General features: G+C 37.4%; 14 protein-coding genes, 2 pseudogenes and 1 other annotated feature. Of the genes and pseudogenes, 14 read left to right on the top strand and 2 right to left on the bottom strand.

What is annotated here, in order from left to right:
- The first annotated feature begins 33 nt into the window (after window positions 1-33).
- Window positions 34-393 (top strand): 50S ribosomal protein L20, encoded by a 360-nt coding sequence (rplT, locus tag H346_RS0101130; RefSeq protein ID WP_027969452.1) that lies wholly within the window; start codon window positions 34-36, stop codon window positions 391-393.
- A gap of 318 nt (window positions 394-711) precedes the next feature.
- On the opposite strand, the gene H346_RS0101125 is transcribed toward rplT, so the two are convergent.
- Window positions 712-2,883: an LTA synthase family protein gene (locus tag H346_RS0101125; RefSeq protein ID WP_279614476.1), complete on the bottom strand. Its 2,172-nt coding sequence runs from the start codon at window positions 2,881-2,883 to the stop codon at window positions 712-714.
- Between the two features lie 146 nt (window positions 2,884-3,029).
- Here H346_RS0101125 and H346_RS0101120 point away from each other — a divergent pair, with 146 nt between their 5' ends.
- The 5 genes from H346_RS0101120 to gorA all read left to right on the top strand — a co-directional run bounded on the left by H346_RS0101120 (window position 3,030) and on the right by gorA (window position 8,107).
- On the top strand, window positions 3,030-4,193 hold the full coding sequence (locus H346_RS0101120; RefSeq protein ID WP_027969450.1) for a class I SAM-dependent rRNA methyltransferase: 1,164 nt from the start codon (window positions 3,030-3,032) through the stop codon (window positions 4,191-4,193).
- Window positions 4,190-4,870: a type I 3-dehydroquinate dehydratase gene (aroD, locus tag H346_RS0101115; RefSeq protein ID WP_027969449.1), complete on the top strand. Its 681-nt coding sequence runs from the start codon at window positions 4,190-4,192 to the stop codon at window positions 4,868-4,870. The genes H346_RS0101120 and aroD overlap by 4 nt, the downstream gene beginning before the upstream one ends.
- An 87-nt stretch (window positions 4,871-4,957) precedes the next feature.
- On the top strand, window positions 4,958-6,124 hold the full coding sequence (gene aroC / locus H346_RS0101110) for a chorismate synthase (protein WP_027969448.1): 1,167 nt from the start codon (window positions 4,958-4,960) through the stop codon (window positions 6,122-6,124).
- A 60-nt stretch (window positions 6,125-6,184) separates the two neighbouring features.
- Window positions 6,185-6,526, top strand: coding sequence for a YlbF/YmcA family competence regulator (locus tag H346_RS0101105; RefSeq protein ID WP_027969447.1), 342 nt, complete (start codon window positions 6,185-6,187; stop codon window positions 6,524-6,526).
- A gap of 228 nt (window positions 6,527-6,754) precedes the next feature.
- Complete coding sequence (gene gorA / locus H346_RS0101100) at window positions 6,755-8,107, top strand: glutathione-disulfide reductase (protein ID WP_027969446.1); 1,353 nt, start codon at window positions 6,755-6,757, stop codon at window positions 8,105-8,107.
- Window positions 8,108-8,290: 183 nt separating this feature from the next.
- On the opposite strand, the gene H346_RS0101095 is transcribed toward gorA, so the two are convergent.
- Complete coding sequence (locus tag H346_RS0101095; RefSeq protein ID WP_027969445.1) at window positions 8,291-8,728, bottom strand: DUF6556 family protein; 438 nt, start codon at window positions 8,726-8,728, stop codon at window positions 8,291-8,293.
- Window positions 8,729-9,150: 422 nt separating this feature from the next.
- On the opposite strand from H346_RS0101095, the gene H346_RS0101090 reads away from it, so the two are divergent.
- The 8 genes and pseudogenes from H346_RS0101090 to tnpA all read left to right on the top strand — a co-directional run bounded on the left by H346_RS0101090 (window position 9,151) and on the right by tnpA (window position 15,395).
- Window positions 9,151-10,293 carry a cysteine desulfurase family protein gene (locus H346_RS0101090; protein ID WP_027969444.1) on the top strand — a complete coding sequence of 381 codons (1,143 nt, stop codon included), beginning with the start codon at window positions 9,151-9,153 and terminating at the stop codon, window positions 10,291-10,293.
- A gap of 11 nt (window positions 10,294-10,304) precedes the next feature.
- The gene (gene thiI / locus H346_RS0101085) at window positions 10,305-11,519 is read left to right on the top strand and encodes a tRNA uracil 4-sulfurtransferase ThiI (protein ID WP_027969443.1); all 1,215 of its coding nucleotides are present in this window, start codon (window positions 10,305-10,307) and stop codon (window positions 11,517-11,519) included.
- A gap of 453 nt (window positions 11,520-11,972) precedes the next feature.
- The gene (locus tag H346_RS0101080; RefSeq protein ID WP_027969442.1) at window positions 11,973-13,166 is read left to right on the top strand and encodes a CapA family protein; all 1,194 of its coding nucleotides are present in this window, start codon (window positions 11,973-11,975) and stop codon (window positions 13,164-13,166) included.
- Window positions 13,167-13,526: 360 nt separating this feature from the next.
- Window positions 13,527-13,685: pseudogene (locus H346_RS10765) on the top strand (LacI family transcriptional regulator); the annotation flags it as partial.
- A gap of 113 nt (window positions 13,686-13,798) precedes the next feature.
- Window positions 13,799-13,873: a sequence feature (ribosomal protein L21 leader region), on the top strand.
- 34 nt (window positions 13,874-13,907) lie between these two features.
- Window positions 13,908-14,222, top strand: coding sequence for a 50S ribosomal protein L21 (rplU, locus tag H346_RS0101075; protein ID WP_027969441.1), 315 nt, complete (start codon window positions 13,908-13,910; stop codon window positions 14,220-14,222).
- Between the two features lie 11 nt (window positions 14,223-14,233).
- A complete protein-coding gene (locus H346_RS0101070) occupies window positions 14,234-14,560 on the top strand; it encodes a ribosomal-processing cysteine protease Prp (protein ID WP_027969440.1) in 327 nt (108 codons plus the stop codon).
- A gap of 27 nt (window positions 14,561-14,587) precedes the next feature.
- The gene (gene rpmA / locus H346_RS0101065; protein ID WP_027969439.1) at window positions 14,588-14,881 is read left to right on the top strand and encodes a 50S ribosomal protein L27; all 294 of its coding nucleotides are present in this window, start codon (window positions 14,588-14,590) and stop codon (window positions 14,879-14,881) included.
- 103 nt (window positions 14,882-14,984) lie between these two features.
- A pseudogene (gene tnpA / locus H346_RS10130) lies at window positions 14,985-15,395 on the top strand (IS200/IS605 family transposase).
- The last annotated feature ends 142 nt before the right edge of the window (window positions 15,396-15,537 follow it).

Here is a 15,537-nt window from a genome sequence, read left to right as displayed (position 1 = left end):
TTATAAGAACTATTATTTGAAGGAGAATTATTAATGGCACGTGTTAAAGGTGGCGTTGTATCACGCAAACGTCGTAAACGTATTTTAAAATTAGCTAAAGGTTACTACGGAGCTAAACATATCTTGTTCCGTACTGCAAAAGAGCAAGTAATGAACTCTTACTATTATGCATACCGTGATCGCCGTCAGAAAAAACGTGATTTCCGTAAATTGTGGATTACTCGTATTAACGCAGCAGCTCGTATAAATGGTTTGTCATATTCACAATTGATGCATGGCTTGAAACTTGCTGAAATTGAAGTAAACCGTAAAATGCTTGCTGACTTAGCAGTTAATGATGCAGCAGCTTTTGCGACTCTTGCAGATGCAGCTAAAGCCAAACTTGGCAAATAATAACTGATAATAATGGGCTTGGGACATCTTCTAAGCCTTTTTTAAGCCCTCTAAATTATGTCTAAACTAATGTTTAATCGTAGGTAAAGTAAGTGTAATAAAAAAATAAAGTTAGGATTCATTTTTTACATGAATCCTGTTGCTTGTTGTGGGGCATATCCCTTTTAGGTTACAGGCAATCGTTTAAATTTGACTGTTTAAAGCCATTTTGATAAATAAGAAAAAGACTAGAATTGATGTACTGGATTTCATAGGTTGGATAAAAATCTAACCTATGAGGATCAATACAGTTCTGGTCTTTTTGCTTATATTTACGATTTACTCTTTGTTTTTTTGATTATCTTCTTTAGAGTCAGAAGAAGATGTCTCAATTTCCCTAGGGTTTAACTCAAGATAAGATGGTGCTTTAAAGAGTTTCTGGGTTGATTTATTACCGTTTTTACTATAGAGACTCGTCGAATGTGAGCCTCGTTTTGCAGCAATAGCTTTCATCTGTTTTAATTGTTTGGTATAGATAAATTGACTTGAATCAATAACTTTTAGCCCATTATCAGTGTCAAAACGTAAGAGATCACCTGTTTGAACCGCATCACTTGCCGCTAACTGTTGTGATACCGCTGTGCGGATTGCCTTTGTCTTTGCTATGGTTATCTCGTCAGGGTTGGTGATTTCTAATCCTGTTTGGGTGTTGTAAAGACGACCGCTATAATTAGTGTATTCTGGGGTCATATAAGTACCAGATGTTCTTTGTGCCACAATTTGACTATTTTGTGGTGAGAGAAGGTCTTGACCTAGTTGAACAAGATTACTGGTATCAATTCCAAGAATATGTAACAAAGTAGGAAGGGCATCAATTTCGCCACCAAATGTTTCTTTAATACCCCCATTCGTATAGCCTGGAATATGAATCATATAAGGAACACGCTGAAGCATGGCATTATCATATTCTGACCACGTTTCAGGGTCCTTATTTAATAAACTGGCGAGCCTAGCATTTCGTGAATTAGAAATACCATAATGATCGCCATATAGGATAAAGATTGAGTTATCGTAAAGACCCGTTGCTTTTAGATAATCAAAAAATGATTTTAAGGCAGAGTCTAAATAATTAGCTGTGGCAAAGTAACCATTAATGGTTTCGTCATTTGTTTTGGCCAACGGGAATCCTTCTTCACTACTCTCACCTTTAAGACTGGTATAAGGATAGTGGTTACTTACGGTAATGAATTTAGTGTAAAATGGCTGTTGCATTTGTTCAAGATACTTAATAGAATCCTTGAACATGTATTTATCATTCAATCCATATTGGAAAGAATTTTTATCGGTTTGTTTTGAAAAGTAACTTGAATCAAAGAAGTAATTGTACCCCCATTGTTTGTAGGCATTGTTGCGATTCCAGAAAGTTCCTACATTTCCATGAAAGACAGCGCTAGTGTATCCTCCATTTTGGGCTAGAATATTAGGTGTCGCAAACTGCGTATTTTCACCTCCGTAGTTAACCATGAAAGAACCACTATTCAAACCAAATAGGGAATTTTCCATCATGGTTTCAGCATCAGATGTTTTTCCAGCTTTCACTTGGTGGAAAAAATTTGAAAAAGCTAAGGTAGAATGTGAATGATATAAAGAATTGATGAAAGGTGTTACTTCATGCTCTTTATCGCCATCCTTTAATTTGTAATCAATTAGGAATTGTTGGAAACTTTCTAGATGCATGACAAAAACGTTTTTTCCTTTACCAATTCCAAAATACTGAGGATCAGGAGCAGCATAGTGTTGCTTAACATAGGACTTGACCTTAACCAATTCCTCAGCGGTGGCACCATTACGTTCTTTTTGAGCTTGATAGGTTTGATTACCACTATATAAGGTGAAGGCTGGCAAGCCAAGTGCTCGTACGATATAAGTGTTTGAAAAACCACGGGTGAGGAGTTCAGGACGGTCAATCTCTGCTAAAAAGAGATTAACCGACAAAAACAAACAAGAGAGTGCTGTAACGGCAAAGGCTGCTCGTTTATTAAAAGGTCGCTGGTCTTTTCTGATTTTTTTTGTCACTGATAAACCTATGAGGACAATAAAATCAAGAATATAAATAATATCCCAAATTCGCAAGAGGTTCAGAGCTGAATCTCCTAAACCAGCTGAAACCTTGCTACTTGCTAACATAGCACTTACAGTAATAAAATCTGAAAATTCTCGGTAGTAAATAGAATTTGATATTAACAGAAGGTTGAGAATGATGTAAGCAACCCAAGAGCTGATGTAAAAAGTGCGTGTGTTTTTTATATAAAGGGCAAATCCCAGTAGTAATAGCGCTAGTGGGATTGGATTAATAATGGTTAGAAAGACTTGGTATAGATTTCCCAAATCAAGTGAAAAGTCGGTATGATATGCCCACAAGGTCTTTAGCCAATAACAGAAGAGAAGTGTTATCACGAATCCTAATCTTGTATTGATAAAGCCTGTGATAAGTGTTTTTAATTTTTTCACAGTAGGAACTTCCTTATCATTTTTTCCTAAAGATACAATCTCCAAATAAAATCTCAGATTAAATTATATCAAAAATATAGAGGTAATGCTTGTCATAAGTTCAAATTTAGTAGGATTTTTTACAAGATTTTGATATAATAAAAACTATGAATAAACTCTATATTGATTCTTTTGTCGAAAAAAAGTTAGCAACAGGGGTACAATTATTAGATGAAAGGGATTTTCCCAATTTAAAAGAAACTGACCAACTGGTTCAGTTGACAAGTCGGTCTAATCGTTCCATTGGAACAGCTTACATTTCCAAACAAAATAAGGGAGTTGGCTGGTATCTAGGAGCTTCTCTTGAATCGTTAACGGTTTCTTATTTTGTCACCTTATTCAAAGCTGCTAAGGCAAAAAGGCAAGCATTTGCACAGTCAGATTTAACAAATGCTTACCGTCTCTTTAATCAAGAAGGGGATCATTTTGGAGGGGTGACGATTGATCTTTATATGGATTATGCTGTTTTTTCATGGTATAATACGTTTGTTTATCAAGAAAAAGAATTGATTGTCGCTGCCTTTCAAGAGGTTTTTCCTGAAATTAGAGGGGCCTATGAAAAGATTCGTTTTAAGGGGCTAGATTTTGAATCTGCTCATTTGTATGGTGAACAAGCAAAGGAGACTTTCTCTATTTTAGAAAATGGGGTTTCTTATCATGTTTTCCTAAATGATGGTTTGATGACGGGGATTTTTTTGGATCAACACGATGCCAGAAAAGCTTTGGTGGATGGTTTAGCTCTTGGCAAAACCTTGTTGAATCTATTTTCTTACACGGCTGCTTTTTCAGTAGCAGCTGCCATGGGCGGTGCTATCGAAACGACTTCTGTGGATTTGGCTAAGCGCTCTAGAGAGTTATCTATCGCTCATTTTAAACAGAATCATTTAGACTTAGCCACGCATCATTTTATGGTGATGGATGTTTTTGAATATTTCAAGTATGCTAAGCGAAAAAATTTGTCATTTGACGTGATTGTTATAGATCCACCAAGTTTTGCTAGGAACAAGAAACAGACATTTTCTGTTCACAAAGATTATCACAAGCTAATCGCTGAGGCACTGGACATATTGAGTCCTGAAGGAACCATTATCGCTTCAACAAATGCTGCCAATATGACTGTTAATCAGTTTAAAAAGCAAATTATCAAAGGATTTGGAAGCCGTCATTTTGAGTCAATGACCCTTCAGCAGCTTCCAAGTGACTTTACTATAAATAAAGCAGATGAAAGAAGTAATTATTTAAAGGTATTTACTATAAAGGTACGAGAATGAAAATTGTAGCACCAGTCATGCCAAGAAATTTTGAAGAGGCTCAAGCCATTGATATTTCCAAATATGAAGATGTTGATCTTATTGAATGGCGAGCAGACTACCTTCCTAAGGAAGAAATTGTCTCAGTAGCGCCAGCCATTTTTGAAAAATTTGCCGGCAGAGAAATTATCTTTACCCTTCGCACAGACCAAGAGGGGGGGAATATTACCCTTTCAGATCAGGAATATGTCGATTTAATTAAGGAAATCAACGCTATTTACAACCCCGATTATATTGATTTTGAGTATTTTAGTCATACAGCTGTTTTCCATGAAATGTTAGACTTTCCAAATCTTGTTTTGTCTTATCATAATTTTGAAGAGACGCCTGAAAACTTAATGGAATCTTTCTCCGAAATGACAAAATTGGCACCACGTGTGGTGAAGGTTGCAGTTATGCCAAAGAGTGAGCAAGATGTTTTAGACTTGATGAATTATACGAGAGGTTTTAAAACACTTAATCCTGAGCAAGAGTTTGCGACGATGTCAATGGGAAAACTGGGAAGGTTGTCACGTTTAGCGGGTGATGTGGTTGGTTCTTCATGGACCTTTGTTTCACTGGATCAAGCCAGTGCGCCAGGTCAGGTGATGCTTGGCGATATGAAACATATTATGGATGTTTTAGAAGCAGATTCGTAAGAGTGATGATTGTAAAGAGACATTATTTCATGGGGGAATTCGGAAATAGTGTCTTTCCTTTATTTTGAGAAAACAAAAGGAGATAAGGTGCGATATTTGACAGCAGGGGAATCCCACGGTCCGTCTTTAACAGCTATTATTGAAGGTGTTCCGGCAGGTTTATCTCTTTCCACAGAGACTATTAATCAAGACTTAAAGCGTCGTCAGGGGGGCTATGGTCGGGGCGCTAGAATGACAATTGAGTCTGATCGTGTCTTTATTTCATCGGGTGTTCGTCATGGGAAAACAACGGGTGCACCGATTACTTTAACAGTTATTAATAGAGATCATCAGAAATGGTTAGATGTTATGGCTGTTGAGGATATTGAGGAGGAACTCAAATCAAAGCGACGTGTCAAGCATCCTAGACCAGGACATGCTGATTTGGTTGGGGGGATAAAATACCGTTTTGACGATTTGCGAAATGCTTTGGAGCGTTCCTCTGCTAGGGAAACAACTATGCGGGTAGCTATAGGAGCCATAGCCAAATTGATTTTATCGAGTTTAGGAATTGAAACCCTAAATCATGTTCTCGTTTTTGGTGGCATTGAGGTTGCTGTACCTGAAGGTCTGTCTCTATCTGAAATGAAAAAAGTGGCTCGTCAATCAGAGTTATCCATTGTCAACCCTAAGCAAGAAGTAGAAATAAAAGCTTATATTGATCGTATTAAAAAAGAGGGTGATACTTTAGGTGGAGTAATTGAAACCTTGGTTATGGGGTTACCGGCTGGGCTAGGCTCTTATGTTCAATGGGATAGAAAATTGGATGCTAAACTCGCACAGGCTGTTTTATCTATTAATGCCTTTAAAGGTGTTGAATTTGGTTTAGGGTTTGAAATGGGGTACCAAAAAGGATCACAAGTGATGGATGAAATTATTTGGAATGCTGATAAAGGCTATAGTCGTAAAACGAATCATTTAGGTGGCTTTGAAGGAGGGGTAACCAATGGTCAACCGATCGTCATTAAAGGGGTTATGAAACCTATTCCCACCCTTTATAAGCCCTTGATGTCAGTGTCTATTGATAGTCATGAACCTTATAAAGCAACAGTGGAGCGTTCAGATCCAACGGCCTTGCCTGCTGCGGGTATTGTCATGGAAAGTGTGGTGGCTACTGTTATTGCGCAGGAAATTTTAGAAACATTTTCATCTGATACAATGGTTGATTTACAAAAAGCGTTCTTAGATTATTGTACCTATGTGAAACAGTTTTAGAAAGCATGATAACGGTTTTTATGATAGGATAGCATTATTACAAAAGATAAGGAGAATCTCATGTCACAAGAAATTTATGACAATGCTAACAAACTAGAAAGGGCATTACGTGCCTTACCAGAATACCAAAAAGTGTTAGAAGTGAAAGAAGCAATTAAAATAGATCCTACTGCTAGTCAGTTATTTGACGAATTTATCGCCATGCAAGAAAAGATTCAAGGTATGATGCAAACAGGTCAGATGCCAACTGCTGAAGAGCAGAGTACTATTCAAGATCTTAGCCAGAAAATGGAAGCTAATGACCAATTGAAAACTTATTTTGAAGCACAACAAGCTCTTTCAATTTATGTTAGTGATATTGAGCGCATCGTTTTTGCACCTTTGAAGGATTTGGTTAATTAGAAGAATGCTTAACTGCTAAAGCTAATGGGCTGTGTGACAGGTTGTCACACGCCATTTTTTGTGAGATTAATCGGCGTAGCAGAGATTTGAGACTCCCTGTTATTTGTGATATAGTCAAATAAAATAGATAGTGTGGGGTCAAAAAAGATTAAGCCGATGTTCTAGGGTTTAGGTGACGGCTATTTGTTTTGAGAGCTTATTGAGGTTTCGTTTAAAGGTGGTAAAGGAATGGTTATTCATTACGATTATATTGTTATCGGTGGCGGAAGTGCAGGAATTGCGTCTGCTAATCGAGCGGCAATGCATGGTGCAAAGGTACTGTTAGCTGAAGGAAAAGCTATTGGGGGAACTTGTGTTAATTTAGGTTGTGTTCCTAAAAAGGTAATGTGGCATGGTGCTCAGCTTGCCGAAATGATGACGACTTACGCTGAGGATTATGGTTTTCATGTCGGAAATATCAAGTTTGATTTTAAGCGTTTAAAAAAGAATCGTCAGGCTTATATTGATAGGATTCATGCCTCTTATGAACGTGGCTTTGAGCAAAATGGTGTTGACCGTATCTATGATTATGCCTGTTTTAAAGGACCCCGTATTGTGGAAATTGCTGGGCAGCATTATACGGCACCACATATTTTGATTGCTACGGGAGGTTATCCTGTTTTTCCAGATATTGAAGGTGCCGAACTTGGCATTAGTTCAGATGGTTTTTTTGCCTTGAACACTATTCCAAAACGCACAGCTGTAGTTGGTGCGGGATATATTGCGGTAGAACTTTCAGGGATTTTACACGCACTTGGTTCAGAGACTCACTTGGTCATTCGCTATGATAGACCGCTTCGGAGATTCGATAGAGATATTGTGGAAGTTCTTGTTGATGAAATGAGTGCAAATGGTCCATACTTACACACTCATTCAGAAATTGAAAAAGTCATTCAAAATAAAGATCAGTCATTGACTCTTCATTTTAAGGATGGTCAACAAATTGAGGTAGATCAACTGATTTGGGCTATTGGTCGCAAACCTCGTTTAGAAGGTTTTGGGCTTGAAAAAACGGGTATTACTATTAGTGAGAAAGGTTACATTGAAACAGATGCTTATGAAAACACTTCTGTTGAGGGCATCTATGCGGTTGGTGATGTCAATGGAAAGTTACCGCTAACACCAGTAGCAGTTGCTGCAGGACGTTGCTTGTCGGAGCGTCTTTTTAATGGTAAAACAGACTCAAAGCTAGATTATCAAAACGTTGCGACAGTGATTTTTAGCCATCCAGTTATCGGATCAATCGGTCTATCTGAAGAAGAAGCGATCAAGAGATATGGTCAGAAAGCTGTTAAAACTTACCAATCTCGTTTTACCTCTTTGTTTGCTGGGGTAACGAGACATCGTCAACCCTGTTTTATGAAGCTGGTTACAGTTGGTGACAATGAAAAAATAGTGGGTTTACATGGTATCGGTTACGGTGTTGACGAAATGATTCAGGGGTTTGCCGTTGCTATTAAAATGGGAGCAACAAAAGCTGATTTTGATAATACTGTTGCTATCCACCCAACTGGTGCAGAAGAATTTGTCACAATGAGGTAGGTTGGTGTTTTATGGTTATGAAAAAAGGCTCATATCAGTTTGGCAAAATTTGCTACTGGTATGAGCGATTTTTGAATGAAAATGATTGATTAGCTAGACCAACTAGATGGAAATTGGGGTAAGTAAAATGACTTAACCTTAAAAATAGTAAGTCGTTATGATATCGCCAATCATTATTTTAACTTAGGGTGTTTTTGAGAGACTAGGAGTTGTTTCATCAGCACCAGATTGATGATTTGGTTGAGAAGAGTTTGTTGATTTTGGAATTTCAGAAGTTGAAGTAGCAGCCGTTTCATCACTAGGAGTGGTGGAAGAAGGAATTGTTGGTTTATTTTCATCAGCAGTGCGTGAGGATTCGGTATGTGATCGATCACCTTGTGATGTATTTTTTTCGATGACTTTAATGACAGTACTGGTCGATTCTTTGGAAGAATGTCCAGATGTTGAATCAGACGATGGTTGTAGCGTTCGTGTGATTGTAATTGTTGCAACAATGATACTAAGAATGCTACCGATAAGAGCAATAAACTTTTGAAGGGCAGTAAAACCAGTTTTAATATGTTTGGTAGGGACTCCTCCAGACTTACTAGATTTCTGTTGGCGTGAATAGTTTGATGACATGACTCTCTCCTTTAAATCGTTGTGACAATAAGCATAGCAAGGATTGGTGAGACCTATAATTAGCCACGAAGGTCCTTGAGGCTTCATCTATCAGTATAATCTAGAAAAAAAGTGAAGTCAATGGTTTACCTTATGTCAAGGACAAGGAAGTCTTATTGCCTAATCACACCAACTGTGTGAAAGAATAATTATCGTTAGAAAAAGGTTTCCTTTAGAGGCTTTTTTTATCTTAATTACCAGTTTACTAGAAGGAAGTAAATCTGTTTAGCACCCCATTGTGACAGTATTTTGAAAACGGATGTTGTCTGAAAAGGATAACATAAATTTTCCAGTTGCATTTGTCGCTGTTGATTAGTTCTTATTTTGATATTTTAAGTGATTTTATGATACAATGAAGTATTGAGTAAAAGCGAAGGTGACACATGATTTATTTTGATAACGCTGCCACAACCGTACCTTATAATGAGGTTCTTAGAACCTATCAAGAAGTAGCTCGTAAAATATATGGAAATCCCTCAAGTCTACATCACCTAGGGACTAATGCGAGTCGAATTTTAGAGGCTTCTCGTCAGCAAATTGCAGGACTGATAGGGGTTAGACCAGAGGAAATCTTTTTTACATCTGGTGGAACAGAAAGTGATAACTGGGCTATTAAAGGACTTGCTTTTGAGAAAGCAAGTTTTGGGAAGCATATTATCATTTCAGAGATAGAGCACCCTGCGGTAAAGGAAAGTGCCAAATGGCTGGCTAAGCAAGGATTTTCTGTTTCTTATGCTCCAGTGACATCACGTGGTATAATTGATGTAGAGCAATTAGGTGATTTAATTCGACCGGATACCATCTTGATTTCAGTGATGGCTGTTAATAATGAAATTGGTTCGATTCAGCCAATAAGAGCCATCTCAGACTTGATAGCAGATAAGCCAACCGTTTCATTTCATGTCGATGCAGTTCAAGCTATTGGAAAAATTCCTACAAGTGATTACTTAACAGAGCGTGTAGATTTCGCTTCGTTTTCTGGGCATAAATTTCATGCGGTTCGTGGTGTAGGTTTCCTTTATAAAAAATCAGGAAAACGGATTAGTCCTTTATTAACTGGTGGTGGTCAAGAAAAGGATCTGCGTTCTACCACCGAAAATGTAGCAGCTATTGCTAGTATGGCTAAAGCTTTAAGAATGGTTACAGAAAAGCAGGAAAAAGCTCTTTCTAAAATGAGAGCCATGAGAGATGTGATGCATCAGGCTCTACAAAACTATCAAGATGTTACTCTTTTTTCTGAACAAGAAAACTTTGCTCCAAATATTATCACTTTTGGAATCAAAGGGGTTCGAGGTGAAGTCCTTGTCCATGCTTTTGAGACACACGAGATTTATATTTCCACAACGAGTGCCTGCTCATCCAAAGTAGGAAAGCCTGCCGGAACTTTAATTGCTATGGGGGTCCCTGTGAAAACGGCTCAAATGGCAGTCCGTATTAGTTTGAATGATGACAATGATATGGGGCAGGTAGAGCAATTTTTGACCATATTTAAACAAATTTATGAGAAAACACAGAAAGTCAGGTAATATTAGTTAAAATGAACTATTCAGAAATTATGGTTCGCCATGGGGAATTATCAACCAAAGGAAAGAATCGCATGCGATTCATCAATAAACTTAAAAGGAATATTCAAGATGTTTTAGTTCCTTTTCCAGCAATCACTGTCCGCTCAGACCGTGATAGAACTCATGTCTATCTGAATGGCACAGACTATCAGCCTGTTGTGGAAGCGTTAAAACTTGTTTTTGGAATCCAAGCATTATCCCCTGTTTATAAGTTAGAAAAAGACGTACCTCTTTTGGTTTTGGCAGTTCAGAATATCATGAAGTCTCTGTATCACGAGGGCTTGACCTTTAAAATTGCTAGTAAGCGTAGTGATCATCAGTTTGAACTTGATAGCTGTGATTTAAACCGTCTTCTTGGTGGAGCAGTATTTGAGGTTTTGCCTAATATTCAGGCGCAGATGAAAAATCCTGACATCACTCTTAAAGTAGAAATTCGTGAAGAAGCTGCTTATATTTCTTACGAGGAAATAAAAGGAGCAGGTGGTCTGCCAGTGGGAACCTCAGGCAAAGGGATGTTAATGCTATCTGGCGGTATTGATTCACCAGTTGCTGGGTATTTGGCTTTGAAACGGGGCCTTGAGATTGAAGCTGTGCATTTTGCTAGTCCTCCTTACACAAGCCCAGGTGCTTTACAGAAAGCACAAGAATTAACTCGTCGCTTAACTCGTTTCGGAGGGAATATTCAATTTATTGAAGTTCCTTTTACCGAAATTCAAGAGGAAATCAAAAATAAGGCACCAGAAGCCTACTTGATGACCTTGACTCGTCGTTTTATGATGCGTATCACAGATGCTATCCGTGATCAGCGTAAAGGACTTGTCATTATTAATGGTGAAAGTCTTGGTCAGGTTGCCAGTCAGACTCTAGAAAGTATGCAAGCCATCAATGCAGTTACCACAACTCCAGTAATTAGACCAGTTGTTACCATGGATAAACTTGAAATTATTGAAATGGCACAAACTATTGATACATTTGACATTTCTATTCAACCGTTTGAGGATTGCTGTACTATTTTTGCACCAGACCGCCCGAAAACAAATCCTAAATTAAGCAATGTCGAAAAATATGAAGAACGCTTTGATGTTGCAGGTCTTGTGAAACGTGCAGTAGCAGGCATTGTTGTAACAGAAATCACACCAGAAGTCATCAATGATGATGTTGAAAATCTCATTGATGATGTATTGTAACAAAGCATTACTAGTAGTCAACGCTGACAAATGTTCAAAAGCTCTTATTAGGGCTTTTTTGATTGATCAAGCTATGGGAGAAAAGGGTCACAGAAAGCTAGTAATATAGCACCATTTCCTACAGGCTTGGTAGCTTTTTGTTCACATCAAACGTATGAAGAAAATCATCTACTGAAAAAGTTATGAAAATGCCAAAACGGATCTTTTACATATTTTAAAAGGGCATTAGAAGACTTCCATCCGTAATTTCTCCATTTCAAGTCTCAAATTAATCTAAGAGACCCCTACTGTCTGCAAATAAGAGATTTAATTTTTGCTATTGTGGAATGTCCTCATGTACTTCTGAAATATTTTAAAAAATTTGCTTTCTGCCTTTGTCCTGCTTTTTGCTAATTAACAAAGAAAATTTTTAGCCAAGATGCTATAATTAAGGTGAGAAAAGGAGGTTGCGTCTTGACTAAAGATATTCCATATAAAAAAACCATTTTAGCGGCTGTGACCGTTATTACTGCACTCTTAATTTTTGGCTTTATCTATGATTTACTTGGTTTTCAAAAAAATGAAATCACTTCGAAATCGAAAGTTGAGCAACCAGTAAAAACAGCGCGTGTTGTGGCTAATGGTGATATTTTAATTCATGATATTCTTTATATGAGTGCTAAAAAACCAGATGATACTTATGATTTCACTCCTTATTTTGAATATGTTAAAGATTGGATTCGCAGTGCTGATTTAGCTATTGGAGATTATGAGGGAACTATTAGTTCAGAGTATCCCTTAGCTGGTTACCCTTTATTTAATGCTCCAGAAGCAATTGCAACGGCTATTAAAAATACAGGTTATGATGTGGTTGATTTAGCACACAATCATATTTTAGATTCTAGACTAGAAGGGGCGCTCAATACTAAAAAGGTTTTTGCCAAGTTAGGCATCGATAGCATTGGTATTTACGATAAGGATCGCTCAAAAGAACCCTTTTTAATCAAAAAAGTAAATGGGATTAAGATTGCGATCTTAGGTTACTCTTATGGTTATAATGGGATGGAAGAAACCCTTAGCCAAGAAGAATATGAAAAGCACCTGTCTGATTTAGATGAAGCAAAAATAAAAAAAGAGATTCAACTAGCTGAGAAAAAAGCGGATGTGACCATTGTAATGCCACAAATGGGGACAGAATATGCTTTAGAACCAACACAAGAGCAAAAAGACCTCTACCGCAAAATGATTGAGTGGGGAGCCGATGTGGTTCTTGGTGGACACCCCCATGTTATTGAACCCTCAGAGACCATTATAAAAGATAAAGAAAAGAAATTTATTATTTACTCTATGGGGAATTTTATTTCAAATCAGCGTCTTGAAACCGTAGATGATATTTGGACCGAACGTGGTTTACTTATGGATTTGACCTTTGAAAAGAAAGGAGAGAAAACAACTATCAAAACAGTTAAGGCACACCCAACGATGGTACTTGCCAAGGCAAAAGGGACATATAGCAGCGAAGGATTTGATCTTTACAATTATCGAACGATAGTTTTAGAGGATTTTATTAAAGGTGGCAAATACTATGATAAGATTGATGCTGAAACCCAAGAAAAAGTAGCCATTGCTTATCGAGAAGTCAATGAGTTGGTCAATGTAAAGTGGTAGTTCCGTGATGACTTGCTATAGGAATCTAACCGACAAATTTAAAAGGTGGTCACCTGAAGGAAAATTTTTGACTGACTTGTTTTTATAAGATGAAACCAATTATTAATAAAAACCCCCTTTTAGAGGCGTTAGATTGAAGAAAAAGCCCATCTTGGACTGATATATTCTCCTTATAGTGGACAGTGAAAAAACAAAAATTTACTAAAACCTATGAGGGGAGTTTTCTTAGGATAATAGCTGCTAGAAAAACGTATTCTCCATATATAGTTTATATGCTCTCCAATTCAATTAAATTAATTTAGTCTCACAGGCAACCATCTCAAGAGTTCTCAATAAAGATGAGAGTCTGTCTACTAGTGAAGACAAGTTTTCCCTCCTTTATCAAGTATTACTGTTTATACTGAGGAAATGGGAATCACTTCTGTTGATGTTCTCAATAAGCAATTGATCCATCCTGGAAATAGCATTACTATGACAAGATTAGGAACAGACTTGACTCTTAGGGGTTCTAGTTTATAAGACTATAGCAACCAAGAATAATTTAAGAAATGATAAGATTTAAACACAAATAAAACTATTTTCCTTGATAAAAAAGAGTAAGAGTGCTAAAATAGTAACGTTGACTAAGTGCACATCCTGTGCAACCGCACGAAAATCGTTTTCAAGTAGACGAGGTCTCACGATTCCAGGCGAGTCTTCACAGAGGGAAACCTCAACCAAAAATTTTATAGGAGGTGCATCATGAGCACATACGCAATCATCAAAACTGGTGGAAAACAAGTTAAAGTTGAAGTAGGTCAAGCAATCTACGTTGAGAAAATTGACGCTGAAGCTGGCGCAGAAGTTACTTTTAACGAAGTTGTTCTTGTCGGTGGTGACAAAACTGTAGTTGGTACTCCAGTTGTTGAAGGAGCTACTGTCGTTGGAACTGTTGAAAAACAAGGAAAACAAAAGAAAGTCGTAACTTTCAAATACAAGCCTAAAAAAGGTAGCCACCGTAAACAAGGTCATCGTCAACCTTATACTAAAGTTGTCATCAACACTATCAACGCATAATTTACTAGCCTATGATTAAAGCAATTTTCACTCGCCAAAAAGATGGTCAACTGAGCAGTGTTATACTGACAGGGCATGCTGGTAGTGGTAAACATGGCTTTGATATTGTTTGTGCTTCTGTTAGTACACTAGCGATTAACTTTGTTAATTCTCTTGAGGTATTAGCAAATTGCCAAGCAGCAGTAAATCTTAATGAGGTTGAAGGTGGGTATATGGCTATTTCCATACCGCCGCATGACAACAAGGAGAAAGTTCAACTATTGTTTGAATCTTTTCTTCTAGGAATGACTAATTTGGCTGAAAATTCTTCAAAATTTGTCCAAACAAAGGTCATCTAAATTTATTTTAAGAGAGGAAACAACATTATGTTAAAAATGAATCTTGCTAACTTGCAACTTTTCGCTCACAAAAAAGGTGGAGGTTCTACATCAAACGGACGTGACTCACAAGCTAAACGCCTTGGTGCCAAAGCAGCTGATGGTCAAACTGTTTTAGGTGGATCAATTCTTTACCGTCAACGTGGAACTCATATCTACCCAGGTGTAAACGTAGGCCGTGGTGGAGATGACACCCTTTTTGCTAAAGTTGAAGGTGTTGTACGTTTTGAACGTAAAGGGCGCGATAAAAAACAAGTTTCTGTTTACCCCGTAGCTAAATAATTATTAATATCGCATCACATAAGGCTTTCCGAGGTTTCGGGAAGCCTGTTTTTTATGGCTTGCCTGAAGCCTGTTTTTCACGAAGAAAAAAACAAAAGTCATAGTGGCTAAAACCAGTTACAGTTTGTCACATACCAAATGGATATGCCAATATCCTATCGTTTTTACACCAAAGTACGGTAGAAAATCCATTTATTATAAAAATAGGAAAAGAACTCATTAAAATTTTTCGCCATCTATATCAAAATACAAGGGTGTGGGAATTATTGAAGGACACATGATGCTAGATCGTGTTCATATGCTTGTATTGATTCCACCAAAATGTTTGATTTCCGATTTCATGGGGTACTTGAAATATAAGAGTGCCTTGATGATATTTGATAAATATGCCAATCGAAAATTTTGGTACAGGATACTATGTAGACACAGTTGGTAGAAACCAAAAAGGGATAGCTGAATATATTCAAAATCAATTATAAGAAAACAGATAGCAGACCAACTCACATTATTTTAGGTAGTTGATCCGTTTACAGGTGAACCAAATAAGAAAAACGAACCTTGGTGTGTTAGTACCAGCTCGGGAAAGTGGTTTTTGCTAGGGAACTGCCAGTTCATAGGGGTGGTTTTGTTTCTGTGAATATGTTAATTATCAGATT

The organism is Streptococcus castoreus DSM 17536 (assembly GCF_000425025.1).
Taxonomy (GTDB): Bacteria; Bacillota; Bacilli; order Lactobacillales; family Streptococcaceae; genus Streptococcus; species Streptococcus castoreus.
This window is presented reverse-complemented; position numbering and strand designations above follow the sequence as displayed.

What these genes read in the sequence shown, in the direction of transcription:
- rplT (WP_027969452.1), top strand. Translation starts at nt 34, where the DNA reads ATGGCACGTGTTAAAGGTGGCGTTGTATCACGCAAACGTCGTAAACGT.
- H346_RS0101120 (WP_027969450.1), top strand. Translation starts at nt 3,030, where the DNA reads ATGAATAAACTCTATATTGATTCTTTTGTCGAAAAAAAGTTAGCAACA.
- aroD (WP_027969449.1), top strand. Translation starts at nt 4,190, where the DNA reads ATGAAAATTGTAGCACCAGTCATGCCAAGAAATTTTGAAGAGGCTCAA.
- H346_RS0101105 (WP_027969447.1), top strand. Translation starts at nt 6,185, where the DNA reads ATGTCACAAGAAATTTATGACAATGCTAACAAACTAGAAAGGGCATTA.
- gorA (WP_027969446.1), top strand. Translation starts at nt 6,755, where the DNA reads ATGGTTATTCATTACGATTATATTGTTATCGGTGGCGGAAGTGCAGGA.
- H346_RS0101095 (WP_027969445.1), bottom strand. Translation starts at nt 8,728, where the DNA reads ATGTCATCAAACTATTCACGCCAACAGAAATCTAGTAAGTCTGGAGGA.
- H346_RS0101090 (WP_027969444.1), top strand. Translation starts at nt 9,151, where the DNA reads ATGATTTATTTTGATAACGCTGCCACAACCGTACCTTATAATGAGGTT.
- thiI (WP_027969443.1), top strand. Translation starts at nt 10,305, where the DNA reads ATGAACTATTCAGAAATTATGGTTCGCCATGGGGAATTATCAACCAAA.
- rplU (WP_027969441.1), top strand. Translation starts at nt 13,908, where the DNA reads ATGAGCACATACGCAATCATCAAAACTGGTGGAAAACAAGTTAAAGTT.
- H346_RS0101070 (WP_027969440.1), top strand. Translation starts at nt 14,234, where the DNA reads ATGATTAAAGCAATTTTCACTCGCCAAAAAGATGGTCAACTGAGCAGT.
- rpmA (WP_027969439.1), top strand. Translation starts at nt 14,588, where the DNA reads ATGTTAAAAATGAATCTTGCTAACTTGCAACTTTTCGCTCACAAAAAA.